Source organism: Candidatus Beckwithbacteria bacterium, assembly GCA_026397255.1.
Lineage (GTDB): Bacteria > Patescibacteriota > Microgenomatia > UBA1400 > CG1-02-47-37 > JAPLVF01.
Genome location: JAPLVF010000002.1, coordinates 1 through 26024, shown reverse-complemented (window position 1 = coordinate 26024; position 26024 = coordinate 1). Strand labels below are relative to the sequence as shown.

Annotated in this window: 26 protein-coding genes and 1 pseudogene; 23 read left to right on the top strand and 4 right to left on the bottom strand. The window is 40.4% G+C overall.

All coding sequences use genetic code 11. The features are described from left to right. Together NTZ93_00375 and NTZ93_00370 are read right to left on the bottom strand one after the other, a co-directional pair. Positions 1-365 (bottom strand): GDP-mannose 4,6-dehydratase (locus tag NTZ93_00375; GenBank protein MCX6816321.1); only part of this gene is annotated, 365 nt, incomplete at its 3' end. Beyond that, positions 355-1350 (bottom strand): GDP-mannose 4,6-dehydratase, encoded by a 996-nt coding sequence (locus NTZ93_00370; GenBank protein ID MCX6816320.1) that lies wholly within the window; start codon positions 1348-1350, stop codon positions 355-357. The genes NTZ93_00370 and NTZ93_00375, both read right to left, overlap by 11 nt. 23 nt (positions 1351-1373) lie before the next feature. Here NTZ93_00370 and NTZ93_00365 point away from each other — a divergent pair, with 23 nt between their 5' ends. From NTZ93_00365 to recO, 21 genes and pseudogenes are all read left to right on the top strand, one after another. Further along, complete coding sequence (locus NTZ93_00365) at positions 1374-1712, top strand: EamA family transporter (protein MCX6816319.1); 339 nt, start codon at positions 1374-1376, stop codon at positions 1710-1712. A 7-nt stretch (positions 1713-1719) separates the two neighbouring features. Beyond that, on the top strand, positions 1720-2955 hold the full coding sequence (locus NTZ93_00360; protein ID MCX6816318.1) for an oligosaccharide flippase family protein: 1236 nt from the start codon (positions 1720-1722) through the stop codon (positions 2953-2955). After that, positions 2939-3913 carry a glycosyltransferase family 4 protein gene (locus NTZ93_00355; GenBank protein ID MCX6816317.1) on the top strand — a complete coding sequence of 325 codons (975 nt, stop codon included), beginning with the start codon at positions 2939-2941 and terminating at the stop codon, positions 3911-3913. Before NTZ93_00360 ends, NTZ93_00355 begins: the two co-directional genes overlap by 17 nt. Further along, a complete protein-coding gene (locus NTZ93_00350; protein MCX6816316.1) occupies positions 3892-5094 on the top strand; it encodes a hypothetical protein in 1203 nt (400 codons plus the stop codon). The genes NTZ93_00355 and NTZ93_00350 overlap by 22 nt, the downstream gene beginning before the upstream one ends. Beyond that, entirely contained in the window at positions 5081-6541 is a 1461-nt protein-coding gene (locus tag NTZ93_00345; GenBank protein ID MCX6816315.1) for a glycosyltransferase family 39 protein, read from the top strand. The genes NTZ93_00350 and NTZ93_00345 overlap by 14 nt, the downstream gene beginning before the upstream one ends. A 3-nt stretch (positions 6542-6544) precedes the next feature. Next, on the top strand, positions 6545-7357 hold the full coding sequence (locus NTZ93_00340) for a glycosyltransferase family 2 protein (GenBank protein ID MCX6816314.1): 813 nt from the start codon (positions 6545-6547) through the stop codon (positions 7355-7357). After that, positions 7336-8604 (top strand): glycosyltransferase family 39 protein, encoded by a 1269-nt coding sequence (locus NTZ93_00335; protein ID MCX6816313.1) that lies wholly within the window; start codon positions 7336-7338, stop codon positions 8602-8604. The genes NTZ93_00340 and NTZ93_00335 overlap by 22 nt, the downstream gene beginning before the upstream one ends. Beyond that, complete coding sequence (locus NTZ93_00330; GenBank protein MCX6816312.1) at positions 8601-9671, top strand: glycosyltransferase family 1 protein; 1071 nt, start codon at positions 8601-8603, stop codon at positions 9669-9671. Before NTZ93_00335 ends, NTZ93_00330 begins: the two co-directional genes overlap by 4 nt. Beyond that, positions 9665-10762, top strand: coding sequence for a glycosyltransferase family 1 protein (locus tag NTZ93_00325; GenBank protein MCX6816311.1), 1098 nt, complete (start codon positions 9665-9667; stop codon positions 10760-10762). The genes NTZ93_00330 and NTZ93_00325 overlap by 7 nt, the downstream gene beginning before the upstream one ends. A 310-nt stretch (positions 10763-11072) precedes the next feature. After that, positions 11073-11309, top strand: a pseudogene (locus tag NTZ93_00320) (DapH/DapD/GlmU-related protein). Positions 11310-11311: 2 nt separating this feature from the next. Next, positions 11312-12175: a glycosyltransferase family 2 protein gene (locus tag NTZ93_00315; protein ID MCX6816310.1), complete on the top strand. Its 864-nt coding sequence runs from the start codon at positions 11312-11314 to the stop codon at positions 12173-12175. Further along, on the top strand, positions 12150-13727 hold the full coding sequence (locus NTZ93_00310; protein MCX6816309.1) for an O-antigen ligase family protein: 1578 nt from the start codon (positions 12150-12152) through the stop codon (positions 13725-13727). Before NTZ93_00315 ends, NTZ93_00310 begins: the two co-directional genes overlap by 26 nt. Beyond that, positions 13708-15138: a glycosyltransferase family 39 protein gene (locus tag NTZ93_00305; GenBank protein MCX6816308.1), complete on the top strand. Its 1431-nt coding sequence runs from the start codon at positions 13708-13710 to the stop codon at positions 15136-15138. The genes NTZ93_00310 and NTZ93_00305 overlap by 20 nt, the downstream gene beginning before the upstream one ends. Next, positions 15135-16328 carry a glycosyltransferase gene (locus NTZ93_00300; GenBank protein MCX6816307.1) on the top strand — a complete coding sequence of 398 codons (1194 nt, stop codon included), beginning with the start codon at positions 15135-15137 and terminating at the stop codon, positions 16326-16328. The genes NTZ93_00305 and NTZ93_00300 overlap by 4 nt, the downstream gene beginning before the upstream one ends. 10 nt (positions 16329-16338) lie before the next feature. Then, complete coding sequence (locus tag NTZ93_00295) at positions 16339-17214, top strand: glycosyltransferase family 2 protein (protein ID MCX6816306.1); 876 nt, start codon at positions 16339-16341, stop codon at positions 17212-17214. A gap of 7 nt (positions 17215-17221) precedes the next feature. Further along, positions 17222-18340, top strand: a complete 1119-nt coding sequence (locus NTZ93_00290; protein MCX6816305.1) for a glycosyltransferase family 1 protein — start codon at positions 17222-17224, stop codon at positions 18338-18340. Further along, positions 18337-19449 carry a glycosyltransferase gene (locus NTZ93_00285; GenBank protein ID MCX6816304.1) on the top strand — a complete coding sequence of 371 codons (1113 nt, stop codon included), beginning with the start codon at positions 18337-18339 and terminating at the stop codon, positions 19447-19449. Before NTZ93_00290 ends, NTZ93_00285 begins: the two co-directional genes overlap by 4 nt. Further along, complete coding sequence (locus NTZ93_00280) at positions 19416-20525, top strand: sugar phosphate nucleotidyltransferase (GenBank protein ID MCX6816303.1); 1110 nt, start codon at positions 19416-19418, stop codon at positions 20523-20525. Before NTZ93_00285 ends, NTZ93_00280 begins: the two co-directional genes overlap by 34 nt. Continuing rightward, positions 20509-21126, top strand: a complete 618-nt coding sequence (locus NTZ93_00275) for a sugar transferase (GenBank protein MCX6816302.1) — start codon at positions 20509-20511, stop codon at positions 21124-21126. The genes NTZ93_00280 and NTZ93_00275 overlap by 17 nt, the downstream gene beginning before the upstream one ends. Then, positions 21120-22973, top strand: coding sequence for a DUF4012 domain-containing protein (locus NTZ93_00270; protein MCX6816301.1), 1854 nt, complete (start codon positions 21120-21122; stop codon positions 22971-22973). The genes NTZ93_00275 and NTZ93_00270 overlap by 7 nt, the downstream gene beginning before the upstream one ends. Further along, on the top strand, positions 22973-23515 hold the full coding sequence (gene recO / locus NTZ93_00265; protein MCX6816300.1) for a DNA repair protein RecO: 543 nt from the start codon (positions 22973-22975) through the stop codon (positions 23513-23515). Before NTZ93_00270 ends, recO begins: the two co-directional genes overlap by 1 nt. 15 nt (positions 23516-23530) lie before the next feature. On the opposite strand, the gene NTZ93_00260 is transcribed toward recO, so the two are convergent. Further along, a complete protein-coding gene (locus NTZ93_00260; protein ID MCX6816299.1) occupies positions 23531-23953 on the bottom strand; it encodes a hypothetical protein in 423 nt (140 codons plus the stop codon). A 68-nt stretch (positions 23954-24021) separates the two neighbouring features. Between NTZ93_00260 and NTZ93_00255 the strand changes: the two genes are divergently transcribed. After that, complete coding sequence (locus tag NTZ93_00255; GenBank protein ID MCX6816298.1) at positions 24022-24324, top strand: hypothetical protein; 303 nt, start codon at positions 24022-24024, stop codon at positions 24322-24324. A 43-nt stretch (positions 24325-24367) separates the two neighbouring features. Here the strand turns inward: NTZ93_00255 and NTZ93_00250 are convergent, their stop codons facing one another. After that, complete coding sequence (locus tag NTZ93_00250; GenBank protein ID MCX6816297.1) at positions 24368-25504, bottom strand: hypothetical protein; 1137 nt, start codon at positions 25502-25504, stop codon at positions 24368-24370. Positions 25505-25598: 94 nt separating this feature from the next. Between NTZ93_00250 and NTZ93_00245 the strand changes: the two genes are divergently transcribed. After that, a partial coding sequence (locus tag NTZ93_00245) for a glycine--tRNA ligase (protein MCX6816296.1) occupies positions 25599-26024 on the top strand: 426 nt, incomplete at its 3' end.

Genomic DNA, 26024 nt, shown 5'->3' with positions numbered 1-26024 from the left:
TGATATTTCTTTGCCAAATCCAGCATGTTTTGCGTTCCGGTAATATTTACCTGAAGATAAAGCTCCGGATTAGAAAGCGACGGCCGGACTCCGGCCCGGGCCGCCAGATGAACGATTAAATCAATTTTATTTTCCCTAAACTCTTTTTCTAAACCCTGTTTATCAAGAATATCTAAGCGGTACTGTTTAAAATTTTTATTGGTTAAAAACGGCCGGATGTTGGCCTCTTTTTTTTGAGGATTATAGTAATCATTAAAATTATCTATTCCGATCACCCGGTGTCCTAACTGAAGCAATTTTTGTGTTAAATGAGAACCGATAAAACCGGCATTTCCGGTTACCAAGATCTTTTGATTACTGCTCATTTTTAAGTTTTTCTTGGAAGAATTTTATTGTTTTTGCCAGTCCCTGGCTGAATTTTACTTTCGGTGCCCAATTTAGTTGTTTTTTAGCCTTGGAAATATCCGGCCGCCGCCGCCGGGGATCATCATCAGGCAAATCCGCATAAACAATCGCCGATTGGGAACCAACCGCTTTTTTAATTTTATTAGCGATTTGTAAAATCGTATATTCCACTGGATTGCCTAAATTAAAAACTTCACCTTTTGTTTTTGGGGAAAACAAGGCCTTTTTTAATCCGTCAACCATATCACTGACATAGCACAGGCTGCGGGTTTGTTTGCCCCGGCCGAAAATAGTGATCGGCTGATTTTTTAAAGCCGCCACGATGAAATTAACCACTGCCCGTCCATCCCGCAAATTCATCCCCGGACCGTAGGTATTGAAAATCCTGACAATCCGGGCGTCCACATGGAATTTTCTTAGATAAACCATGGTTAAAGCTTCTCCGAACCGCTTGCTTTCGTCATAGCAGGCCCTGGGGCCGATCGGATTGACATTGCCCCAGTAGTCTTCGGTTTGCGGATGAATGGATGGGTCGCCGTAAATTTCCGAAGTGGAAGCGAATAAAAATTTTGCCTGGTTTTTTTTAGCTAAACGCAGCAATCGGCGGGTGCCGATCGAGTTGGCATCCATGGTTTCGAGAGGCAGGTTCATATAGGAAATTGGGCTGGCTTCATTCGGGCTGGCCGGGCTGGCCAAATGGAAAATATAGTCGATTTTTGAATCGAGAACAATATCCGACAGCCGCTTGGTAACATCGGTGTTTAAGAGTAAAAAATTCCCGTTTTCCATTAAACCGGCGACATTTTCCTTGGAACCGGTAGAAAAATTATCCAAGCATAAAACTTTATAATTCTCTTTAAGCAAACTTTCTGCTAAATTAGAGCCGATAAATCCCGCCCCGCCGGAAATCAGCACGGTTTTTCCGTTATTTGCTAGTTTAGTCATATTTAGTGTGATAGTATCATACTATGCGTTTCTTGTTAATTTTCACTCCAATTATCCTGGCGGCAATTGGCCAGTTAATCTTAAAAATCGGCATGAATAAATTAGGAGTTTTTAATCTTTGGAAAACTTTTACCAATCCGACGATTATTCTGGGTTTATTTTTTTACGGGGCCAGCCTGATTTTATGGTTAATGGTTTTATCTAAAGAAAAATTAAGTTTTGTTTATCCGTTAGTGGCTTTTTCTTACGTCGTCACCGTTTTCCTTTCCAAATTAATTTTAGGCGAGTCGGTACCGGCACTTCGCTGGATGGGGTTATTCGTGATTATTATCGGTATCTTAATTGTTGCCAAAACAGCCTGAAATAAGCATGAAGCAGTTTTTTTCTAGCCAGACCATTAAGGATAGTACCGTGGTGACAATTGGCATGGGGATCAGCACGGTTTTGTCAGCCTTAAGTATTTTTTTTATTGCCCGTTTTTTAGGTCCGTCAGGCTTTGGCTTATATGTTTCTGCTTTAGCGGTGGTGGTGATTATTACTGATTCACTGGAACTAGCTATCAGTAATTCTTTGGTGAAATTTGCCGCCGGGACGGACCGGCCGCGGGCATTTATTAAATTCGGCTTTTATTTAAAACTGTTTTTAGGCTTGGTCTTAGGGTTATTGTTTACCTTTGCCAGCCAGCCGTTGGCGACACTTATCCAGCCACAGTTGAAAACGCCGTTGTTAGTCGCTTCCGGCATAATCCCGGCCGTTTTCCTGCTGCGTTTCCCCCGCTCAGTTTTACAGGCGCAGAAAAGATTTATTAGCGATTCGGTAATTGATGTCAGTACCAATCTTTTACGCCTGTTATTTATCTTAAGTTTTTATTATTTTTTCCATTTAACCGTGGAACTGGCTTTAGTGGCTTACGTGCTTGGGGCTTTAACGGCTTTTTTAGTCGGTGCCAGTCTAATTTCTTGGCGGTTTTTAGCCAGTCCTTTGGACGTGTCGGTTAAAAGAAAGTTTTTTAACTTTCAGAAATGGCTGACTTTGGGTTTTATCGTTGCCGCGATTCACGGCCGGATCGACTCGATTTTATTGTTGCGTTTCAGCGGACCCAGCGCTACCGGAATTTATCAGGCCGCTTACCGGTTTTTTATGCCGGCTATTCAGCTGGCCGCGGCCTTGTCTTTGGTGTTTGCGCCCCGGTTTGCTTCTTTTGACACCGGTAAAAAAACCCGGCAATATTTAACCAAAGCCACAATTTTAAGTTTAAGTTTAGCCTGTTTATCTTTGGCGATTATTCCTTTAAGCCCCTGGCTGGTTAATTTGATTTTCGGCCAAAAATATAATTTATCAATCCCTCTTGTCCGGATTTTGGCCTTTGGCTTTGCCGCTTTTTTAGCCGGTGCACCTTTTACCAGCCACTTAATTTATTCTACGCACCGGACAAAATTATTTTTACTAATTAACTTATGTCAACTGATATTATTAATCACTTTAGATTTTATTTTAATGCCGCTTTACGGTTCTTACGGAGCCGCTTGGGCAATCACCGTTACTTTAGTGATTATTAACAGCGTTTTAGCCTTACTGGCTTGGACTTATGTCAAAAAAAATTAGCGTGGCGATTTTAAGTTATTATTCCGGCTCGGTCAGCCGGGGAGTGGAAACGTTTGTGACGGAAATTACTCGGTGCTTAAAATCTAAATTTTCCTTAACTGTTTATTCCAAAAAAAAAGACTCGAAACTCACCATAAAGCAATTTTCTCAACAAACCTTACGACTGTTAGCCAACAATCCTCCGGATATTTTAATGCCTTTGAATAACGGTTGGATGAGCTGGTTAAGCAAATTATTTTGTCTTAAGTTTCATAAAAAAATAATTTTAGCTGGCTTTGCTGGTATTGGTCTAATTGATCGTTTTAATTTATGGCTTTTTCCGGATCGTTTTATTTGCTGTACTCAAGCTCAAGCGACTTGGGCTAAAACCATTAATCCTTTAGCCAAATTGGCTGTCATCAATTTAGGGGTGGACACCAATAGATTTTCTCCAGAAGGCAAAAAATTTCCGCTTTCCCTTATATCCCCGGTAGTTTTATGTGTGGCCGGTCCGGAAAGTTATAAACGGGTAAATTTGGCCATTCAAGCCGTGGCTCAATTCGGTCAGGTCAGCTTATTGGTCGTCGGTAAACAGACAGAAGCAACTAATTCATTAGGTAAAAAATTATTAGGCAATCGTTATCAAAACTTATTGGTTAACTATAGTCAGTTGGATCAAGTTTACCGCTCTTGTCAGCTATTTACCTTGCCTTCAGCGGCGACTGAAGCCTACGGCATCACTATTTTAGAAGCCATGGCCTCCGGCTTGCCGGTAATTGTCAACAACGACCCGATCAGGCGTGAGTTGGTTGGTTCTGCGGGCACATTGATTGATCCAGTTGATCTTGATCGCTATGTCGAAGCTATTAGAGTAAATTTAAACCGAAAAAACAATTTATCCCGCCAACAGGCTTTAAAATTTTCTTGGGATGAAATTAGCAGGCAATATCAAAAACTATGGCAAAGTTTAGCTGGTTAATCATTTTATTTTTGTTAGTCTTAATCCTGACCGACCATCTGGCAAAGCCGTTTATCGGGCATCACGACTGGAACGGCGTTTTTTACTCAGGGATTGCCAGAAATTATTTACGTTCCGGTTTACTGGCAACAAAGTTGGGACAGATGACCGGCTCCGGCTCTTTTTACACCCATTACCCGCCGCTGTTTTCTCTGACTTTGGCTGCCGCCTTTAAAGTTTTTGGCATGAGAGACATTATTGCCCGCTTGGTACCGGTTGGGTTAACTATTGGCGGTTTACTGATATTTTATAAGATTAGTCGTTCCTGGATTATTTTAGCTATCGCCCTAACTCCTATGCTTCGCTATTTCAGTCAAATGCCTTCTCAGGAACCGTTAATTATTTTTCTCACCCTATTATCGATGCATTTTTTTCTTAAAAAAAATAAGACCGGTTTTTATCTGAGTGTTTTACTAAACGGTTTGTCCGGCTGGGCAGGCTACTTTTTTTATCCTTTGCTTTTTTTTATTAACCGCCGTTGGGCAGTTAAGGCCTGTCTGCTGTTAATTGCCACTTTTTCTCTTCATCTGCTCCACACCTATTTTTTAACCGGGTCTTTCGCCGGCGGCGGAATTTTTGACGCCTTGACGCTTAGATTAGGGCTTTTTCCCTTGTTAAACCGGGCCGAGCCGGAACTGGCCGGTCAGTTCACCTGGATCGGTTATCTGGTTAAGGAAGCCCGGATGTTAACGGTTTACTACACAATTACTTTATTAAGTTTAGCGCTAATTAGTTTGATATTATACCGGGACAAATTAACCTTAATCTTGCTGGCGTGGGGTTTAAGCTACCCGCTGATTTTTTCCAACGTTGTTTTTGTCCATGAATATTTTAATGTTTTTTTCTGGCCATTCTTAGCCTTAAGTCTGGCGAACTTAATGAAAAGGTTAAAAGTAAAACCAATTTTTCTGTTGCTGATTTGTCTGGCGATTTTTTTAGAAAGAAATAAATTTTATGAAGCTCTGGTTAAAACCAAGGCTTTTGAACCAGGCTACCAGCTTGGGCTGGAAATTAATCAAACCGTACCGCAAGGAGAAACAGCAATCGTGACTAATTCCCAAGAATTTATTGAATCCCAACATTTGTTTATTGATTTTTACGCGGACAGGCAAATAAACTATATTATTAATGATGAAAAATAATTTTTTAACTTACCTGGGGATAGCCGCTGTCGGCTTACTGCTTCTCCTTAACAACCTTAACAAACCTTTTTACGGCCACCATGACTTTAACAGCGTTTATTACTCCACCATGGCCAGAAATTACTTAAAGTACGGCCTGGTAGCGACAAAATTGGGTCAGGTAACCAACAGCGGTCCGGTTAATCCGGGTGAGTTTAATTTTCAAACCGATTATCCGTCCACTTTTCCGCTGCTGCTGGCCGCCAGTTATCGGCTTTTCGGCATAACCGAATGGGCCGGTCGGCTGGTGCCCATAATTTTTTCTTTACTGGCTTTAATTTTATTATTTAAAATCGGCCGGACGCTGCGATTTTCTTATCTTGCCAGTTTGTCAGCTACGGTTGTGGCCGTGGTGCCGATGTTTCGGTACTTTGCTAAACTGCCGGTGCATGAACCGTTGGTTGTCTGCGTCTCGCTGGTGTCAGTTTATTGTTACTTAAAATTTATCAAACTTAAACAGCGAAGTTGGCTGATTGGTTTTTACTTGAGCGCTTTTTTAAACGGCATTATCAGCTGGCCGGGATATTTGCTTTATCCGCTGTTAACTTTACATGCTTTTTTCTACTTTAAACGGCAATGGTTAAAAGTGGCGATTGTTAACAGTGTGCTGGTTTTTAGCCTATTTCTTCACTTAGGCTATGTATATTTTTTGACCGGAGAATTTTTTAGCAAGGCTCAGTTACATATCTTACTTTTTCGGCTTAACTTATCTTCTACTCCCGGATTTACTTGGCCAAAATATTTTCTTCAGGAAGCCCGTTGGTTAACAGTTTACTACACCCGGATTTTATTATTCAGCGCGGCTATTTTTGGCTTTAGTTTTATCAAAAAACAGAAAATAACCTTAGCCCAAAGCCTCATCATGGCTCTGGCGCTTTTTGGGTTAGCCTATGTGCTGATTTTTTCCAATATGGTTTTTATTCACGATTATTTTAATATTTTCTTTTTACCGTTTTTCGGTTTAAGTTTCGCCTGGGTGATTAATCAACTGCAAGCGATTTTACCCAAACTGGTTTTACCAATACTGATTTTATTGGTGATCTTAGCGGCAACGGAAAGATTGGATTTTCTTCAGGCTCACCAAAACAGCAATATGCATCAGACTGGCTACGAATTAGGGAAGTTGATTAATCAACTGGTGCCGGAAACGGAAAACGTGGCGGTTTTTTCCATCGACTATGCTAATCATCACGAAACTTTTATTAACTTTTACTCTGACCGGGTGGTTAATTATTTTGGTTACGGCGCCGACGGCTGGGAGGAATTTATTAAAACTAAACCTTTACCAAAGTATGTGTTTACGGTTTTATCGCACCGGCTCGAAGATGGTTCACTTGATGCGGTCTTAGCCACTCAGGCGGCTCAATGGCAAAATTACAGCGAGTTTAATTATTATCAGCTAAAATAAACTATGACCGTCAGTGTGGTTATCCCGTCATATAATTCGGACAAAACAATCAGGCAGTGCTTAGAGTCTTTGATCAAACAAAGCCAAAAGCCGGAAATTATCGTGGTTGATGACGGATCCGGCGATAATACTGTCAGGATTGTCCGCTCTTTTTCTCAAATAAAACTGTTAACCAAAAAGCATCATGGCCCAGGGGCGGCGCGTAATCTTGGTGTCAAAAATGCTCATGGAGAAATTTTGGTTTTTGTGGATAGCGACATGAAATTTGACCAAAATTTCTTGACAGATTTAACCAAGCCGATTATGGAGGGTTATGCTAAAGGGAGTTGGTCCGGCAATGAGTTGGTAGCTAACTGGGACAAGGTTTGGGCGCGCTGCTGGAACTACAACCAAAATCGTTTTTCCCCTCACATGATTGGTAGTCGCGGTCAGCGTCGGGTGTTTCGGGCAGTTTTAAAATCCGAGTTTGACAAAGTTAACGGGTTTGATTCCACGGGTTATACCGATGACTGGAGTTTGGTGAAAAAACTTGGGTTTAACCCAGCTGTCACCCAGGCAAAATTTTATCATTCCAATCCGGAAACTTTATTAAAAATATTTTCCCAAGCTCGCTGGATCGGCAAACGACAATATAAATTTGGCAAGTTGGGGACTATTTTAACGATTATTAAATCCACTGCCGGCTTCTCTGTTTTAATCGGCTTGTTTAAATCTGTAATTTTTATTACTCCTCAATTTTTAATTTTTAAACTTGTCTATGATTTAGGAATTATGTTGGGTGCTTTGGAGAATTTATGTTTTGGATTTTATTACTAAGTTTATTTTTACGCTTAATTAATCTAAACCAATCGCTTTGGCTGGATGAAGCACTTCAATTTAAATCAATTTATTATTTTTCCTTAAAAGATTTATTGACGGTTTATTTACCCGGCGACTTTAACCCGCCGTTAAGTTATTTAGTTAATTTTTTCTTTAGTCGTATTTTTGGCTATTCGGAGATTGCCCTGCGTTTACCGTCAGTTATTTTTGGTGTTTTAACCGTTTGGCTGGTTTATAAATTGAGCCGGGGAAAAATCTGGCCGGCTTTATTACTAGCCACTTCCGGTCTCCATATTTATTATTCCCAGGAAGCCCGGATGTATAGTTTGGCCGCGCTGGCAGTGACCGCTTCTTTCTGGTTCTTACTCAAAAAACGCTGGTTTTGGTACGGTTTATTTTCTTTAATGGCAATTTATACCCATTATTTAACTGTTTTTATTTTTCCAGCCCAACTGATTTATATCTTGATTAGCCACCGCCAATTGCTGAAAAAAATGTTATTAAGTTGGTTAGCCGTTGCTTTAGGGTTTTTACCCTGGCTGCCTATTTTCTTACAGCAGCTTAAAGGCGGTCAGACGGCAGTCGGGACCAACTGGGGCAATGTTGTCGGAAGCCTGACTTTGAAAAATATTTTATTAATTCCCGTTAAATTTTTAATCGGCCGAATTTCTTTAGACAATAAATATCTTTATGCTTTATTGATCAGTGTGCCCCTAATTCTAATAATTTATCTATTTTATAAAACTATTCATCATTGGCGGAAAAATATTTTTCTGCTGTCCTGGTTGTTTATTCCCTTAATTCTAATCATTTTATTTTCTATTAAGCTTCCGGTTTTATCTTATTTTCGCTTGCTGTTTTTATTGCCGGCTTTCTATCTCCTGATTGCCAATTACTCCAAAAAAATTATTTATTTTTATTTAGGCCTGAACTTGGTTTGCAGTGCCGTTTATTTATTTAATCCGGCCTTTCACCGGGAGGATTGGAAAAATTTAGTTAAAAAAATAGGTCAAGGCGAACCAGTGCTTATTATTCCCGCTGTCAATGCTCCTTTAAAATATTATTATGCCGGAGAAGTTTTCGATGATGTTCCTTCTGTGTCAAAGTTTTGGTACATTCCTTACGCTGAACCGATTTTTGACCCCGGTTTATCCTTACGCCAAAAGATTATTGATGCCGGCTTTCAGGAAATTCAGGAAACTTCCTTCCGCCCTAACCTGACTCTGATACAATATAAGAGATGAGAATCGGTATTGATATTTCCCAGATTGTGTATCAGACAGGGGTTTCCCGCTATACGACCGAGTTGGTCAAACATTTGCTAAAAATCGATCATCAAAACGAATACTTTCTTTACGCCGGCAGTTGGCGGCAAAGACAGTTTTTAAAAGATTTTTTTAATCAGGTCAAAACCGGCAAATCCACTTTAAAATTAAGCTGGTTTAGCCCTAAATTGGCTGATTTATTTTGGAACCGGCTTAATCTTTGGCCTCCGGCTGATTCTTTAGATGTTTTTCATGCCTCTAACTGGGTCTTACCACGAACAAAATCTAAACTGGTTACGACGATTCACGACCTGACCTTTTTAAAGTATCCGAAAACACTTCCGGCTTATTTAGTTGCCGTTCATACCCGGCATTTACAGCGGGCTAAAAAATATGCTGATCAGATAATCACCGTTTCTCAAAGTACCAAAAAAGATTTAATCGATTACGGTATTCCTGCCACAAAAATAAAAGTTGTTTATGAAGCCGCATCTCCAATTTTTAAGCCCGTTAATCCCTCTGCTGCCAAAAGAAAATATAGCTTAACTAAACCTTATTTCTTAAGTGTTGGTACCCTTGAGCCCAGAAAAAATATAAAGAATTTAATTAAAGCTTTTGCCCTACTGCCTAAACGCTATAGCCCTGAATTAGTTATTGCCGGTAAGTTTGGTTGGGGAGAGAATTATCCAAATCACCTTGGGGTGAAATTTATCGGCTTTATCCCTGATGAAGATCTAGCCGGCCTGTATTCCGGAGCTAAAGCTTTTATTTACCCGTCATTATACGAGGGCTTTGGTTTGCCGGTTTTAGAAGCCATGTCTTGTGGTTGCCCGGTGATTACTTCTAATCTTTCCAGTTTACCGGAAGTCGGCGGCGACGCGGCTTTGTATGTTAATCCTGAGGATATCAAAGCAATTAGCCAGGCAATGATTGTTGTTCCAAAATTAAACTTAAGAGAAAAGTCTTTAGCTCAGGCAAAAAAGTTTTCCTGGCAAAATTCAGCCAGAGAAACCTTAAAAATTTACCAGGAGGTAGCCGGATGTTAATCGGGATTGACGCCAACGAAGCCAATGTTCAAAACCGCGTCGGCAGCAACGAGTTTGCCTATCAGATTCTTTGGCAGCTTTACCGCCAAGGCAGTAAGCAGCAATTTCTGATTTACCTATCCAGCGCGCCGGTGGCTGATTTGCCCCAGCCGAAAGCCAATTGGCAGTACCGGACCTTCCCGCCTAAATTTTTTTGGACCCAGTGGCGTTTACCTTTATCTTTATATTTAGATAAAAACCGACCGAATGTTTTTTTAACCTTAGGTCATTATGCCCCCCGTTTTTCTCCGATACCGACAATGGTTTGTATTATGGACTTGGCTTTTCTGAAATTCCCCGATTCTTTTCTGAAAAGTGATTTATACAAACTAAAAAACTGGACGGCTTATTCTGTTAAACATGCTTGTCATATTTTCGCCATTTCTCAAGCGACAAAAAACGACATTATGACCAGCTACAATATTCCTGAAAATAAAATTAGCGTCGTTTATCCGGGGGTTGAGCAACTTAAAGTTTCTGGTAAAAGTTTGGTTGATGGTCAGTATTTATTATATGTCGGTACTCTTCAACCGAGGAAAAATCTGGATGCCTTGATTGAAGCTTTCTCCTCTATCACACACCCGGTGTGTGATGAATTTTCACACCGGGTGTGGAAGAAATGGCCTCAATTGGTCATTGCTGGTAAAGTTGGTTGGAAGTTTAAGATAAAGCCAGTCTCTCACGTTAAATATCTTGGATATGTCCCGAACGAAAAACTGGGCGCGTTAATTAAATCCGCCACTGCCTTAGTTTTACCCAGTTTGTATGAAGGCTTTGGTATTCCTGTTGTCCAGGCCATGTCTCTTGGTACGCCTGTTTTGGTCAGCCGCAACTCGTCTTTACCGGAAATCGTCGGCGACGCTGGTTTCTACATTGAGCCGCCGTTTGGCCCAGACGAGATTAAACAAGGTATAATAAAAGTATTATCGCTAACCACAGAGAGTAAACGAACGATAATTAATAAGGCAAAAATTAGAGCGCAGCAATTTAAATGGTCAAAAGCTGCAGAGAAAATTTTGGAGGTAATCAATGACATCAAAATTGCTGCTTAAAAAAATTCTTAATCGTCTGTATAACTACTGGCTGGATTTTCAAATTGCCTGCCTTTGGATTTTGGGCTATGTTCCGTCTCATGTATTTCGGCAGACTTTATTCCGGGGAAACGGAGTAAAGTTAGGGAGAAAATCCACCATTCATATTGGTGCCCGGTTTTATCAGCCTAAAAATATTACCATCGGTGATGACACAATTATTGGCGACCATGCCACTTTGGACGGACGGGCCAAATTAACTATCGGCAATCACGTCGATATTGCCAGTGAAGTCATGATTTTTAACAGCCAGCACGATATTAATTCCGACGAATTTGGCCCCATCGAAAAACCAGTAAAAATTGAAGACTATGTTTTTATCGGCCCACGGGCAATTATTTTGCCTGGAGTAACTATTGGTAAGGGGGCAGTAGTCGCTGCCGGCGCGGTTGTCACTAAAGATGTTCCCGAAAAAGCTATTGTTGCTGGTGTTCCCGCCCAAGTGATCGATCAGCGCCAAGTTAAAAACTTTACCTATCGTCTTGGTCGGGCTCGCTTGTTTCAATGATTATGGACCTTTCCATTATTGTTGTTAATTACAACACTAAAAAAATTACCGCTGATTGTCTTGATACAATCCGCCAGTCAACAGACAAACTTAATAAAGAAGTCATTGTTGTTGATAATGCCTCCACCGACGGTTCCGTGGCCTATTTAAACCAGAAATTTCCTCGATATAAAATAATTTCCTCTGCTAAGAACTTAGGCTTTGCCGGCGGCAATAACTTGGGAGTTAAACAGGCTACTGGTAATTATGTTTGGTTGTTAAATAGCGACACTTTATTAGAAAAGAATACAATTAGTACTCTCATGAAAGCTGTGAAAACTAATAATTCCTTGATTGCTTCCTGCCGAATATTAAATTCCAACGGATCAATTCAACCTCAGGGCGGATATCTGCCTGATTTATGGCGTTTGAAGGCCTGGATGTTATTTATCGACGATCTCCCTTTAATTAAAAACCTGATGAGGCCTTATCATCAAAACTTGACCAGTTGGTTTAAACAAGATCAGCGACCCGGTTGGTTGTCCGGAACAGCCTTACTGATTAAACGGGATTTTTATAATCAGATGAAAGGCCTTGACCAAAATATTTTTATGTATGGAGAAGATGTGGAATTTTGTTTAAGGGCCGCCCAAAAAGGAATAAAGATTGATTATTTTGCTAAACCTCAATTAATTCATTTAGGCCAAGCTTCTGGTTCCAGCTCTGGGGCCATCCTAGGAGAATATCAAGGCTTAAAATATATCTATCAAAAACACAAATCCGCTTGGCAATTTTGCTGTTTGCGCCTGTTGCTAAAATTTGGCGCTCTTTTAAGGGTTATAATATTAAGAAGAGGTCTTTATGCAGAAGCTTTCCGCTTGGCTTAACCAGAATCTTTTAACTCTATTTGCCGGCTTTTTATTGCTTTTTATCCCGCTTTATCCGAAGTGGCCGTTATTTGATATTTTGCCCGGTTACAACGTCAGGATTAGACTCGAAGACATCTTAATTCTGGGGATTAATTTATATTTTTTCATCAGAGTTTTAAGAAAAAAAATTAATCTTAAACAGTCATTTTTGTTTAAACCAATACTCATCTATTTATTAATCGGTTTTCTTTCCGTTCTTTCGGCAATTTTTATTACTAAAACCATTAATCCCGAATATCTCCAGATTGCTAAAGTTTACCTTCATTGGCTTAGGCGCATTGAATACTTCTCTTTATTTTTTATTTTTTTCTTCAGCCTGAAGTCAAAAAAACAAATTCAATTCTTTTTGATTTTGATAGGTTTAGCTATTTTCGGCGTCACTATTTATGGCTTTGGTCAAAAATATCTTTACTGGCCCGCGTATTCCACTATGAATCGGGAATTTTCTAAAGGCATTGCCTTATATTTAACCGAACACGCCCGGGTTCTGTCTACTTTCGGCGGCCATTTTGACTTAGCCGCTTATATCATGATGACTTTAATTCCCGCGATTCTATTAATATTTCTCCACCCCAAACTAATTTGGCGGGTGATTGTTTCAATTTTGGTTTTAATGGAATACTGGCTATTAATTTTAACTGCTTCCCGCACCTCTTGGATAGCGTTCATGGTTGGAATCAGTCTGGCTTTTTTGCTGTTACTAAAAAAACATTCCCGGTTTTGGGTTTTTAGCCGTTGGTTTGTAGTTGTAGCCTTAAGCACCTTAATTATGGTTTCCTTCGGTGATTTATCGGAAAGATTCTCGCAAATTTTTAAACTGCAGGGAATTAAAGAAATAGTTTTAAGGCCTTTTCGCGCCCCGCCGAAAAACGGCATCGCTCTAAATGAAAACTTAACTCCGGAACAACAACTTAGTTTGGTCGCCACGAATACTGACATTCCACCCACACCGACAAAATCTTCGGTAGTAACTAAACCCTCCGACGTTTATGACGATACTTACGACAAAATCACAGCTTATTTAGCCACGGGTTCCGGAGAGAAATTTGTGGCTAATTACTCAGACAATGCTTTAAAATATGGCCTTTCTGCCGGAATCCGCTTGGATACGCTTTGGCCCAATGCCCTTAAGGCCTTTAAACAAAACCCCTTACTGGGAACCGGTTATTCTACCTTGGTCAAAGCTAAGGTTTGGGAATTTACCGTGGCTGAATCAACCGATAATGATTTTTTAAGAATGTTAGGGGAAACCGGTTTGTTAGGATTCTTAAGTTTTATGGCGATTCTTTTGATAATTGTGAGGCAGCTTTGGCGCGCTTTTTTGCAGGATAAGCAGCCGCTTTATTATGGTTTGTTTGCCAGCGGCATCGCCATTACTTTCGGACTACTGGCCAACGCTGTTTATATTGATGTGTTTGAATCTTCCAAAGTGGCTTATTCTTATTGGTCGATTATCGGTTTATTATTGGCTTTAGCCGCTTTAAGAAAACATGAAAAAAAAGCTGATTAATTTCTTAGCCATCTTTTTTATTTTTGCCTTAACTTTTGTCGTTAGGCTTTACCGGATTAATAATCCGGTAGCCGACTGGCATTCCTGGCGCCAGGCAGACACTGCGGCCGTCGCCCGCAATTTTATTAAAAGCGGCTTTAATCTTTTATATCCGCAATCCGACAGTCTCTTGGCTTTAAATACGAAGAGACTGCCTAACCCCACCCGCTTATTCATTAATGAATTTCCTTTTTATAACGCCTTGGTGGCTGTTTTATACCGCCAGTTGGGGATTCATGAATATTTAGCGCGTTTAGTCAGCGTCTTTTTTGCCAGCTTAGGGGCAGTTTTCTTATTACTTTTAACCAAAAAACTTTTTGGCCAAAAAATCGGCCTGACCGCCGCTCTTTTTTATGCCTTAAATCCTTACAATATTTATTACGGCCGGGTAATTATGCCTGATCCGATTTTTGTATCGCTTTCCATTATTAGTCTGTATTTATTTATTCATTGGCTGGAAAAGCAAAAACTGGTCTTGGGTATATTACTGGCTTTTGTTTTCAGCTTAGCCATGTTAGTTAAACCTTATGCTGTTTTTATCGCTTTCCCGATGCTTTATTGGGCATTGGTTAATCAGGGTTTCCGGATTTTCAAAAACAAACAAGCTTATTTAATTGCTCTAATTGCCACTGTGCCGATTTTATTATGGCGCTATCATTATTTTCTTCACCCGGAGGCGAACTTCGATACTTCCTGGTTATTTAATCAGACCGAAATCCGTTTTACCGGCGCTTTTTTCCGCTGGCTGATTTTTGAAAGAATGAATCGGTTGATTTTTGCTACCGGCGGTTTTGTCCTGTTAATTATTGGCGTCCTGAATTCCTACCAGAATAAAACCAGAGCTCTAATTTTTATTTGGTTTTTATCGGTCATTCTTTATATGACAATTTTTGCTATGGGTAATGTAACTCATGATTATTACCAGCTACCGATAATGCCGGTCGGTTCAATCCTGGTCGCTTTTGGCTTCTGGCATATTATTAATCAATCTAAAAAAATTTTACCCAGAATATTTAATATTTTAATCGCTCTTTCTCTGCTGGTTATTTCCTTTGCTTTTGGTTGGTATGAAGTTAGGGGATTTTTTAATATTAACCGCTGGGAGATCGTTAAAGCAGGACAAGCCGTAGACCGTTTAACCCCTAAGGATGCCCTGGTGATTGCCGCTTATAATTCTGACCCCGCTTTTTTATATCAAACTAATCGTTATGGTTGGCCGGACGGGACGGATATTGAAGCAAAGATTAAAGCCGGAGCTGACTACTATGTTTCGGTTAATTATGACAATGTGGCGCAGGATTTGGAAAGCCAGTGCGGGGTTTTGTTAAAAACTGCCGAGTATATCATCATCCCGGTGAAGAATTGTTTATGAAGATTTTAATGTTAACGCCTTATTTGCCTTATCCTTTGTATTCCGGCGGCCAAATCAGAACCTACAACCTTCTTAAAAATTTAGCCAAAAAACACGAAATTTCTTTGTTTAGTTTTATCCGTTCCGAAAAAGAAAAAGCCTTTATTCCCGAGCTTAAAAAATTCTGTCAACAGGTAAGGGTATTTAAGCGCCGCCGGGCCTGGGACTTAAGGAACATTGGTTTGGCCGCCTTTAGTCCTTATCCGTTTTTAGTTTCTATTTATTTATCCCGGTCTTTAAAAAAGACCATTGAAACAGAATTAATGACCGGCAACTATGACTTAATTCATGCGGAAACATTTTACGTCATGCCGAATTTGCCTAAAAATATTCCCATCCCGACTTTATTAGTTGAACAAACTATCGAATACCTGGTTTACCAGAAATTTGTTGAAACAACCAAACTTTTTCCCTTAAAACCCCTGCTTTATTTGGATGTTGCTAAAATTAAGCTTTGGGAAAAATATTTTTGGAATCAAGCGACCCGTTTGGCGGCAATGTCCGAGGGAGATAAACAAATAATGCTTGACCAAACCGGTAAAAAAGTCAGTATTGATGTTGTTGCCAATGGTGTCGATGTTGACTTTTTTGCTTCAGGAAAAAATGGCCAGACTCGTCAGCCGACTGTTTTATTTGTCGGCAACTTTAAATGGCTGCCTAACAAAGACGCGGCTAAATTTCTGGTTAAAAAGATTTGGCCGCTGATCAAAAAATCTTTACCTCAGGCTCGGCTCTGGATTGTTGGCCGTAATCCCACTCCGGATATCTTAAATTTGGATAACCAACCAGGAGTAGAAGTTCGGGCCGACGTTCGGGATATTCGTCAAGTTCTCAGGCAAGCGCATGTGCTGCTGGCACCGATTAGAAACGGCCGGGGAACGAAATATAAAGTATTGGAGGCCATGGCTTCGGGATTGCCGGTGGTAACGACGAAACTGGGGATTGAAGGCATCGATTATGCCTCATCGGTTCTGATTGCTGAAGACGCGGTTAATTTGGCGAAAAAAACTTTATCAATTTTAACCAATAAAACTTTGTCAAGTAGTTTGGCCGCTAAAGCCCGTAAGATTGTTTACTCCCGCTATAATTGGTCGGTGATTTCCCAGCACTTGGATTCAATTTATCTTAAATTAGGCCAAATAAAACTTTAAATCAATCAATATGGATTTATCGATTATTATTGTTAATTATAAAACCAAAGACTTGACTCTCCAAACACTAAAGTCAGTTTTCCAAGCCCAGCCGCCCAAAGGAAAAATGGAAGTGATTTTAGTCGATAACGCCAGTGACGATGACACGACCATTACTGCCAGAAAATTATTCCCGCCAATCAAGATTATTGACAGTCAAACAAATATCGGTTTTGCCGGCGGCAATAATTTAGGCATCCGTCAAGCCAAGGGAAGATATGTTCTTCTTCTAAATTCCGACACCTTAATTGAAGCCGATACCTTAGTGAAAATGGTTGAATTTATGGATAATAATCCCAAAGCCGGCCTGTCTACCTGTCAGGTAAAATTATTAAACGGAGAGCTCGATCCGGCTTCCCACCGGGGATTTCCGACACCCTGGGCCGCTTTCACTTATTTTTTGGGTTTAGAGAAAATTTTTCCCTCTAGCCGGATTTTTGGTCAATACCATCTGGGCTGTAAGAATTTAAGAGAGGTTCACGAAATTGATTCCCCGTCTGGCGCTTTTTTTATGCTTAAAAAGCGCGCCCTGGACCAAGTTGGACTGCTCGACGAAACCTTTTTTATGTATGGTGAAGATATTGACTTAGCCTATCGTCTTAAAAAAGCCGGTTGGCAAATAATTTATACTCCGATCACTAAAATTATTCATTTAAAGGGCGCTTCGGGAATCAGTTCATCATCTAAATCCCAGCGTCTTAAAACCACTGCCAGCTTTTTTAATACGATGAAGATTTTTTATCATAAACACTATCAAAAAAAATACTTATTTCTTATTAAGTGGCTGGTTTTTTTAGGAATCGATATGGTTAAATTAATAAAGAATATTAAAATAAAACTTTCCTAAGATAAATATGAAAACAATTGTTATCGATGCCCGGTTTTGGGGTCCCTCACATACGGGGCTGGGAAGATATACCCAGTCATTAATTACGGCCCTCCATGATTTAAAGCCTAATTTTAAAATCTCTCTTTTGGTTCCCCGGGTAAAAAAACGTGAATTACAGTCAATTTTTCCTCGTTTTGCAATAATTCCGGTTAATTCTTCCCACTACACTTTTTCTGAGCAAATAGAAATCCCTCAGGTTTTAAACCAGCTTCAGCCGGATTTAGTTCATTTTTTACATTTTAATGCGCCGATTTTTTACCACCGGCAGTTTATCGTCACCATTCACGATTTAATCAAACATCATTCTTCCGGCCTAACCACCACTACCAGATGGCCTTTAATTTATCCTGTTAAAAGACTTGGCTATAAATTAGTGATCCAAAATGCTATCAACAATTCCCGTTTAATTTTAACTCCGTCCCGCTGGGTTAAAGAAGATATTAAACTGCATTACTCTGTTTCCAGGGAGAAAATTTTGATCACGCCCGAAGCCGCTGACCCGCTTTTCTTTAAACCGGTACCGTTAGTTAAAAATGAGTTAATTCCCAGTCAACCGTATTTAATTTATGTTGGCAATGCCTATCCTCATAAAAATATCCCTCAATTAATTAAGGCCGTTCTAGAGTATAACCAGCGTTATCAACAGGATTTAAAATTGGTAATTGTTACCAATAAAGATATTTTTTACCAGCGCCTGCGCCAGCAAATCCGCAATCTCAAAGCCTTAAATGTCATTAAAATCAAAGGCTTTACCGATGACTGTGTCTTAAGGAGTTTATATCATTATTCCGCCGGGTTTATTACCGCTTCGTTGTTTGAGGGCTTTGGTTTACCCGGTCTGGAAGCCATGGCCGCTAAAACCCTGGTTTTATCCAGTAATCAAAGTTGTCTTCCTGAAGTTTATGGTCCTCACGCCTTTTATTTTGACCCCGGGAACATTGAGGCGATTGTTGCAGTTATTTCTAAGGCTTTAAATTTAAATAATCGGGAAAAACTATTAAACCAAGCTCAGAATTATGCCCGTAATTTTTCTTGGGAAAAAACCGCTTTAGCCACTTTAAATGCTTATCAAAAAATTTTGTGAAAATCGCTTTTGTTTACGACCGGATTAATAAATTTGGGGGGGCAGAGCGGGTGTTATTAAATTTGCACAAGATTTGGCCTTCTGCTCAATTTTTTACCGCTGTTTATAATCAGAAATTAACTTCTTGGACAAAATCGCTGAAAATTAAATCCTCGTGGTTACAAAAATTGCCTTTAGCAAAAACTTTTCACGAACTTTATCCTTGGTTAACCCCCTTAGCTTTTGAATCCTTTAATTTTGATGGCTATGATGTGGTCATTTCGGTTACTAGCGCTGAAGCTAAGGCAATTATTACCAAACCCTCCACTTTACATATTTGTTATTGTTTAACTCCGACTCGTTATCTTTGGTCTCATTACGACCAGTATCAAAAACTTCCTGGTCTTGGTTGGTTTAATTCTCTCGGAAGAAACTTTTTTAATTTATCAAAAAATTACTTGCGTCGTGTTGATTTAATTAATAGCCGCCGGCCGGATATTTATCTGGCGATTTCCCAAACCGTCAAAGATCGGATCAAAAAATATTATCACCAGGATTCCATGGTTATTTATCCGCCGGTGGACACTCAAAAATTCTCTTACCGCCCAGCACAAAATTACTTTCTTGTAGTTTCCCGTCTAACTCCATATAAAAAAGTTGACCTGGCCGTTAAAGCCTGCAACTTGTTAAAAGAGCAGCTAATTATCGTTGGCTCCGGACGGGAAAAAACTAATTTGCGCCGTTTAGCCGGCCCGACGATAAAATTTGCCGGAACAGTTTCCGACACACAATTAGTTCACTATTATCAAAATTGCCGGGCCTTAATTATGCCGCAGGAAGAAGATTTTGGTATTGTCAGCGTTGAAGCCCAGGCTAGTGGTAAACCGGTCATTGCTTATCAAAAGGGCGGGGCAACGGAAACGATAATTTCCGGTGAGTCAGGAGTCTTCTTTCAAGACCAAACAGTTGACAGCTTGGGTTTTGCTATGAAACAATTTAATTCTTGTCTTTGGGATCGGAAAACCATCCAGTCTCAAGCGCAGAAATTTGACAACCAGATTTTTATTAAGAACTTGAAAAATTTTGTGGAGGCAAGATGTTTAAGTCAGAATTTCCCATTAAAGCCTTAATCATGTGTGGCGGGAAAGGTACCCGGATGTGGCCGATTAGTAACCTGGGCCATCCCAAGCAATTCGAAAGCTTTTTAGGCAAAAAATCAATGTTTCGGCAAACCATTGACCGGGTACTTAAAGGTTTTCGTCCGGAAGATATTTATATTTCCACCAATCAGTCTTTCTCTAAAGATTTACTGGTTCAGGCTCCGGAAATTCCTCAAGAAAACTTTATATTAGAGCCAGCCATGCGGGATAATTTAGGGGCGATTGCTTTGGCCACCGCCGTCATTAATCATCGTCACCCTGATTCAGTCATGGTGATTCTTTGGGGAGCGGATCATGTGGTGCAAAAAGAAGCGGAATTTTTATCTGCGATTCATCAAGCTGCCGACTTAGCTAAGGCCAATGATTTGATCGTCCACGTCGATACGCCGCCGACTTATCCCTCGGTTCATAACGGTTGGATTGAAGTCGGCAACGAAATAAAGGTTAATGGCCTGCCTGCCGGCAAGGCAAGCCACAAAATTTTTGAGTTTATCCGGCAGGTGGAAAAGCCCGATGAACCAACTGCCAAGAAATTTCTTGCCTCAAAAAAATACCTGATTCATACCGGCTACATGGCAACGAAACCATCTCTGCTTTTAAATTATTATCAAAAATATGCTCCGGAAGCTTACAAGATTTTGGAACCGATTCAGGCGGCCATCGACACCCCCCAATTTAACCAAGTCTTAGACAAGGAATACCCTAAATTTGCCAAACAATCGGTTGATTGCGGCCTGTTTGAAAAACTACCCCGCGGCAGCCAATGGGAATTGCCGGCAGGAATGGGTTGGATTGATGTTGGCACTTGGGAGCTTTTGTACCATGGCCTACCCAAAGACAAACAAGGTAACGTGGTTATCGGTCAGGCTTATCTTATGGATGTCAACCACTCCCTAGTGGTTAGTAAAGCCTTAGGCCAAGTCGGCTTAATCGGACTGGAAAATATGATTGTGGTGGATACAGAACAAGGCCTGTTAGTTTGCCCTTTGTCGGAAGCGCCTAAAGTTAAGCAACTATATAATGCTCTTTATGTATCCAAAGATTAAAAGACTGATAGACATTATTTTAGCTTTGTTTCTGGCCTTATTATTTTTTCCGATTTGGCTGGTGGTTCCACTGCTGACTTGGTTGGATTCCGGCTGGCCGGTTTTTTATAAGCACCAACGCGTTGGCCAAGATGGTCGGGCATTTGAGCTTTATAAATTTCGGACCATGATTAAAGATGCCGATGACGTGCTGTATAAAAAGAATAAACAACTTTTAACTAAGTTTAAAAAGAATGACTGGAAATTAGCCGATGACCCCAGGATTACCAAACTGGGCCGCTTTTTAAGAAACTTAACCATTGATGAATTCCCCCAGATTTTAAACGTCTTAAAAGGGGAAATGAGTTTAGTCGGGCCCCGGGCTTATATTAAACGCGAACTGGAAGAACAGGTGAAAAAATACCCGCAGACTAAGCCTTGGATTAATAAAATTTTGTCAGTTAAACCCGGCATTACCGGCCCTTGGCAAACCTCCGGCCGGAACGAAATTTCGTTTGACAAGCGTGCCCAAATGGATCTTAATTATTCCAAAGAGTATAATTTTTTTGGTGATTTGATCATCATTTTAAAAACGCCAAAAGCGATGTTGTCTAAATGGTAAAAATTAAAGATTTTTTTTCCAAACATAAACAGAATTTAAAACTGATTGTTTTGATAATTGGCGGGTTTTATTTAAGTATCATTGTTTATCTATGTATATTTTCCTGGTTTTTGTCCCGGCCGACTTTGGGCTTAGTGAATTCGCTGAAAGCGGTTAATGTTTCCATTCAGAATAAAAATTTAGGTGAAGCCGAAACCAATTTAAACCAAGCTCAGCAAAATTTTCAAAATCTAGAAAAAAAGTTCGGTTTTATTTCTTGGGTCCGATTTGTTCCCTTAATTGGCGGTTATATCAGTGATGCCGATCACGGCATAAAAGCGACTCGGGCAGGTTTGGAGGCAGCCGTGATTGTCGTCCAATCAATTAAGCCTTATGCCGATGTTTTAGGTTTTTCCGGAACGGAAGCTTCTTTAAATATTCAATCGGCTGAAGAAAAAATTGTTTTCATGTTGCAAACCTTAGATAAAATTTCTCCTCAGTTAGAAACTATCGGCCAAAAAGTCGGAGTGATTGAAGCCGAGATTAGCCACGTCAACCCCCGGCGTTACCCTAAAGTTTACGCTGCTAAAATTTCCCAAATTCAAACTAGCCTGGTGAGCGCCAAAGATACTTTAGCTAATATCAAGCCTTTATTAACGCTTTTTCCTAAACTTTTAGGTGAATCCGAACCGCAGCAATATTTACTGATTTTTCAAAACAATGCTGAATTAAGGGCCACCGGCGGTTTTTTAACCGCTTATGCTATTTTGGAAACCTTTAAAGGCCAGATTACTCCCAAATTATCTTCGGATATTTATGAACTGGATACTGCTTTTGGCAACCGTCTGCCGGCCCCTGAACCGATTAAAAAATATTTACCCTTAGTTTATAACTGGCATTTGCGGGATATGAACCTTTCCCCGGACTTTAAAGTTTCCATGGACACTTTTTTTCCTAATTATCAGTCAGTTGCCGCCATTAAAGACGTCAATGGGGTGATTGCCGTGGATACTCAGGTTATGGTTGATCTGCTTCAAGTCTTGGGTAAAGTCGGCGTAGCTGATTGGGGTGAATACTCGGCCGACATTGTTCCTCAATGTAACTGTCCCCAGGTGGTTTATAAAATGGAAGATTATGCTACCCGGCCGACTTATTACATTAAAGCCAACCGGAAAGGTATGATTGGTCCTTTAATGCACTCGATTTTATTAAACGTGATGAACTCGCCGAAAAAACTTTGGCCGCAATTTGTGGAAATTGCTTTAAAAGATATTCAGGAAAAACACCTGATGTTTTATTTCCCCGGTGACGATCCTCTACAGCCGGTCGTCGAAGCCTTTAATGCCGCCGGCAGGATTAAAGACTATCAAGGCGACTATTTTCATTTGAATGACACTAATTTTGCCGGAGCCAAATCAAATCTTTACGTTGACCAAACCGTGACTCAGGAAATTAATATCAGCCCTGATGGTACGATTACCAAAACCGTGACGATTGATTATAAAAATCCGCAGGCCGCTTCAGACTGTAATTTGGAAACCGGCGGCTTATGTCTTAACGGTATCTTGCGCGACTGGGTGAGGTTGTATGTGCCGGAAGGGACTGAGCTAGTCGAAGTCCTCGGGTCCAGCATTGAGCCAACCACCTCTAAAGATTTAGGCAAAACCGTTCTCGAAGCCTTTATTGAACTGCGGCCCCAATCATCTGCCAAATTAATTTTCAAATATAAATTGCCGTTTAAAAAAACTACCGACTATAAACTTTTAATTCAGAAGCAGCCGGGAACCAAAAATTTCTCTTACACGATTAGCTCGGGCGGGAAGACACAAACCTTTAGTCTTGACGGTGATAAAGAAATTAGTCTTTGATGATTAAAACCTACAAAACTTACGGTTTAGTTTTAAGGCAAAATAATTTTGGCGAGGCCGATCGCTTGTTAACCATTTTTACTAAAGATCACGGTAAGTTAAGGCTGTTAGCTAAGTCTGTCCGTAAACCATCTTCCCGGAAGCGGGGACATCTCGAACTTTTTTCTCACGCCAAGATTGTCTGCGCCCGCGGCAAAAACCTGGATTTAATAACCGAGGCGGACACAATTGATAATTTTTCTTGTCTTCGCCAAAACTTAAACCGCGTCCGGATTGCTTATTTATTGTGCGAATTGGTTAATGACCTGACCGCCGAAAACCAGGAACACGAAGACGTTTACAATCTTCTCTTGTTTTACCTTACCCAGCTCAACAGCACCGTTGCCCCCAAAAACTTAATCCTCAATTTCGAAAAATCTTTGCTCGAGCTTCTCGGTTTCGGTTTACCCGCCGGAGCCTCGGCGAAGGCGGGCCATCAAGCTATAGAAAACTATATCAGTAGCATCACCGAAAAACCAATCAATTCCAAGAAAATTAGGTAAAATTTTCAGTCGCCTTTAGAGAGACGACCGTATTGTTTGAGCAAGATTTAATCCTGGTCGAGGAAAAGAAAGAATTTTCAGTTGGTTAAATTCTGGAGGAAAGCGATCTTTTATAAAGTCAAAAATAGGTTGAGCGACAAGTGATGTTGCCGCCTGAGCCGGGGTTACATCCGGATCAAAACCTTTCAGGGTGTTGAGGTAAGCAGTAAAATAGTTTGTATCTGTACAATTAGCAGCCTCAGCGCCAGTTTCGCCTGTTTCTAAATTCACTGCCAAATAATAAGTGTCATTCTCACAATGATAACAGACACCGATCTTATTTAATAAATCAAGTTTTCCTTGTCTATATGCTTTATCGATTAACTTTCCAAAATAATCCTGGCAGATTGTTAAATTATCTTGCCCACCTTCTACTGGGGCCCTATAATATTCTGTCATAATTTACATAATATACACCTTTTCTATAAAAAAGCAAAATTCATAGAAAAATAAGCTATAATATGATTATGATTGCTTTTATTCAAGCCTTGGGATTAATTGGTTACTGTAGTTTGATTGCCTTTTTTGTGACTCATGCCCAGGATTGGTTTGGTAGAATGCCTAATTTTTTTGGCCCTTTTCTAATGTTAACGCTTCTCAGTACTTCGGCCTTAATTTGTGGTTTGATCGTTTTTACTTATCCGGTCAAACTTTATTTAAAGACAAAAAAATACAACCAACCGATAAAAGTGGTTTTACTGACCGCCGCCTGGCTGGCAGTTTTTAGTCTTTTGATCATGCTGGGAATTGGTCTTAACGCGAACCTTTGACTTAAACTCTTAGCCTACAAGGATAATCCCCGTATGTTCGTAGTTATGAAGATTTTCGCTGAAAGATTGTTTGAAAAATGTTTTTTGGCCGCTTAGCTTCGATTGTCTCGGCAACGTCGGGGAACCAATCTTTTACAATAGGGGGAACCTGAAGTTTTGGAAAAGATTTAAAAGCTGCACGATATTCGGCAACGATGAATTCTTTTCCGGTCTCAGAGATATGATCGGCAATCTCATTAACTAGTCTGCGGAAACGGAAAAAAGGAGAGGATTCTTCGTGCGTTTTCGTGGCGCCTGCTTCCAACATGCCGCTAATCCAACTTAGGAGCTGCGCATGTAGTATCTGCCCTTGATCTTCAGGTGAAAGTGCCTGCCATTGGCGTTCGGCGCTTTCCCACAGTTGGTTAAGATAAGCTTCGGGAATAATCTTTTCGTGCGGCTCAGGCTCAAAGCCATAAGTGCTGATTTTCATTGCCCAAAGCAGGGTGCTGTGGGCAATAGCTTTATTTCCTGTCGGCATGGCAGCGATCAGATCATATAATTCCGGATCAAATATATAATCGTCTAGAAAATGCGGCGGAAATTCTGCGTAAAGAACACCCAGAACGGAATCTTTATGAGTTTGAGCATAAGTTAGAGCTTTTTCCTTAAGAATATCTTTTGGCGCCTGTTTTAAAATGGCAAAACGGAAAGGAAAGTAGGGGGCCATGAATTCCAGCGGCGTTTCCTGTGCCGCGTCAATGGCTGCTTCCCATGGGAAATTTTGTTGTTTAACTAAATCAGGCCGGCGAGCAACCGCAAAACTGAAAAGTGTTAACAAACTGTTCTTGGTTGATTTTTGATCACTCTCCGGCAGTTCTTTCATAACTTGGGAAATGTTCCGCAGGGCCTCGAGATGTTGACTAGTTTCTTTTTTGGTTATCGGTTTTTCATGTTCTTTACGCATGCCACGAATCATTAAAAAGTGACCGGCACTGATATACTGGTGAAGCAAATCAGCTCTCAGCGGGTAGTCTGGAGTAGCTAAAAGTTTGTTAACTGCGTGGGTGGTAATGGATAGGTCTGGATCAATCTGTCCGATAAATCCTGCTGTTTGACTCTCCATTGTCTCTTTTCTCGACATGAGAAACAGGATTTGTTGTTGCGTTAATTCTCTGACCGCTTCAGATGTTCTTGGCATAAGAGATTGAGGGGCAGAAGATTCGAGGTTATTATAACCGTAGTAATTTGGATGTCAATAGACTTCAGAAGTTTAGTTTGCTAACATTTAGTTTATGGATCTATTTAAAACAGTCACTGCTTTGGCGAAACGCCGCGGGTTTATTTTCCCCGGCTCGGAAATTTACGGCGGCTTGGCCAACACTTATGATTATGGCACCTTAGGCGTGGAACTATTACGCAACTTAAAAAATTACTGGTGGCATTTTTTCGTTACCACGCGGGAAAACATTTACGGCTTGGAAACCAGTGTTTTGATGAACCCCAAAGTTTGGGAAGCTTCCGGCCACACCCAGAGCTTTACCGACACTTTGGTCGAGTGTAAAAATTGTCATCAGCGCTCGCGCGTTGACCAACTAACTGACAATAAATGCCCGAACTGCGGCGCCTCTGATTGGACCTCACCGAAAAAATTTAATCTTTTGTTTGCCACCCACATCGGCATTGTCAGCGACAACAAATCCCTGGCTTATTTAAGAGGG

Excerpts from the sequence above, each read along its gene's own strand:
- NTZ93_00370 (MCX6816320.1), bottom strand. The coding sequence starts at position 1,350 with ATGACTAAACTAGCAAATAACGGAAAAACCGTGCTGATTTCCGGCGGG.
- NTZ93_00365 (MCX6816319.1), top strand. The coding sequence starts at position 1,374 with ATGCGTTTCTTGTTAATTTTCACTCCAATTATCCTGGCGGCAATTGGC.
- NTZ93_00360 (MCX6816318.1), top strand. The coding sequence starts at position 1,720 with ATGAAGCAGTTTTTTTCTAGCCAGACCATTAAGGATAGTACCGTGGTG.
- NTZ93_00355 (MCX6816317.1), top strand. The coding sequence starts at position 2,939 with ATGTCAAAAAAAATTAGCGTGGCGATTTTAAGTTATTATTCCGGCTCG.
- NTZ93_00350 (MCX6816316.1), top strand. The coding sequence starts at position 3,892 with ATGGCAAAGTTTAGCTGGTTAATCATTTTATTTTTGTTAGTCTTAATC.
- NTZ93_00345 (MCX6816315.1), top strand. The coding sequence starts at position 5,081 with ATGATGAAAAATAATTTTTTAACTTACCTGGGGATAGCCGCTGTCGGC.
- NTZ93_00340 (MCX6816314.1), top strand. The coding sequence starts at position 6,545 with ATGACCGTCAGTGTGGTTATCCCGTCATATAATTCGGACAAAACAATC.
- NTZ93_00335 (MCX6816313.1), top strand. The coding sequence starts at position 7,336 with ATGTTTTGGATTTTATTACTAAGTTTATTTTTACGCTTAATTAATCTA.
- NTZ93_00330 (MCX6816312.1), top strand. The coding sequence starts at position 8,601 with ATGAGAATCGGTATTGATATTTCCCAGATTGTGTATCAGACAGGGGTT.
- NTZ93_00325 (MCX6816311.1), top strand. The coding sequence starts at position 9,665 with ATGTTAATCGGGATTGACGCCAACGAAGCCAATGTTCAAAACCGCGTC.
- NTZ93_00315 (MCX6816310.1), top strand. The coding sequence starts at position 11,312 with ATGGACCTTTCCATTATTGTTGTTAATTACAACACTAAAAAAATTACC.
- NTZ93_00310 (MCX6816309.1), top strand. The coding sequence starts at position 12,150 with ATGCAGAAGCTTTCCGCTTGGCTTAACCAGAATCTTTTAACTCTATTT.
- NTZ93_00305 (MCX6816308.1), top strand. The coding sequence starts at position 13,708 with ATGAAAAAAAAGCTGATTAATTTCTTAGCCATCTTTTTTATTTTTGCC.
- NTZ93_00300 (MCX6816307.1), top strand. The coding sequence starts at position 15,135 with ATGAAGATTTTAATGTTAACGCCTTATTTGCCTTATCCTTTGTATTCC.
- NTZ93_00295 (MCX6816306.1), top strand. The coding sequence starts at position 16,339 with ATGGATTTATCGATTATTATTGTTAATTATAAAACCAAAGACTTGACT.
- NTZ93_00290 (MCX6816305.1), top strand. The coding sequence starts at position 17,222 with ATGAAAACAATTGTTATCGATGCCCGGTTTTGGGGTCCCTCACATACG.
- NTZ93_00280 (MCX6816303.1), top strand. The coding sequence starts at position 19,416 with ATGTTTAAGTCAGAATTTCCCATTAAAGCCTTAATCATGTGTGGCGGG.
- NTZ93_00275 (MCX6816302.1), top strand. The coding sequence starts at position 20,509 with ATGTATCCAAAGATTAAAAGACTGATAGACATTATTTTAGCTTTGTTT.
- NTZ93_00270 (MCX6816301.1), top strand. The coding sequence starts at position 21,120 with ATGGTAAAAATTAAAGATTTTTTTTCCAAACATAAACAGAATTTAAAA.
- recO (MCX6816300.1), top strand. The coding sequence starts at position 22,973 with ATGATTAAAACCTACAAAACTTACGGTTTAGTTTTAAGGCAAAATAAT.
- NTZ93_00260 (MCX6816299.1), bottom strand. The coding sequence starts at position 23,953 with ATGACAGAATATTATAGGGCCCCAGTAGAAGGTGGGCAAGATAATTTA.
- NTZ93_00255 (MCX6816298.1), top strand. The coding sequence starts at position 24,022 with ATGATTGCTTTTATTCAAGCCTTGGGATTAATTGGTTACTGTAGTTTG.
- NTZ93_00250 (MCX6816297.1), bottom strand. The coding sequence starts at position 25,504 with ATGCCAAGAACATCTGAAGCGGTCAGAGAATTAACGCAACAACAAATC.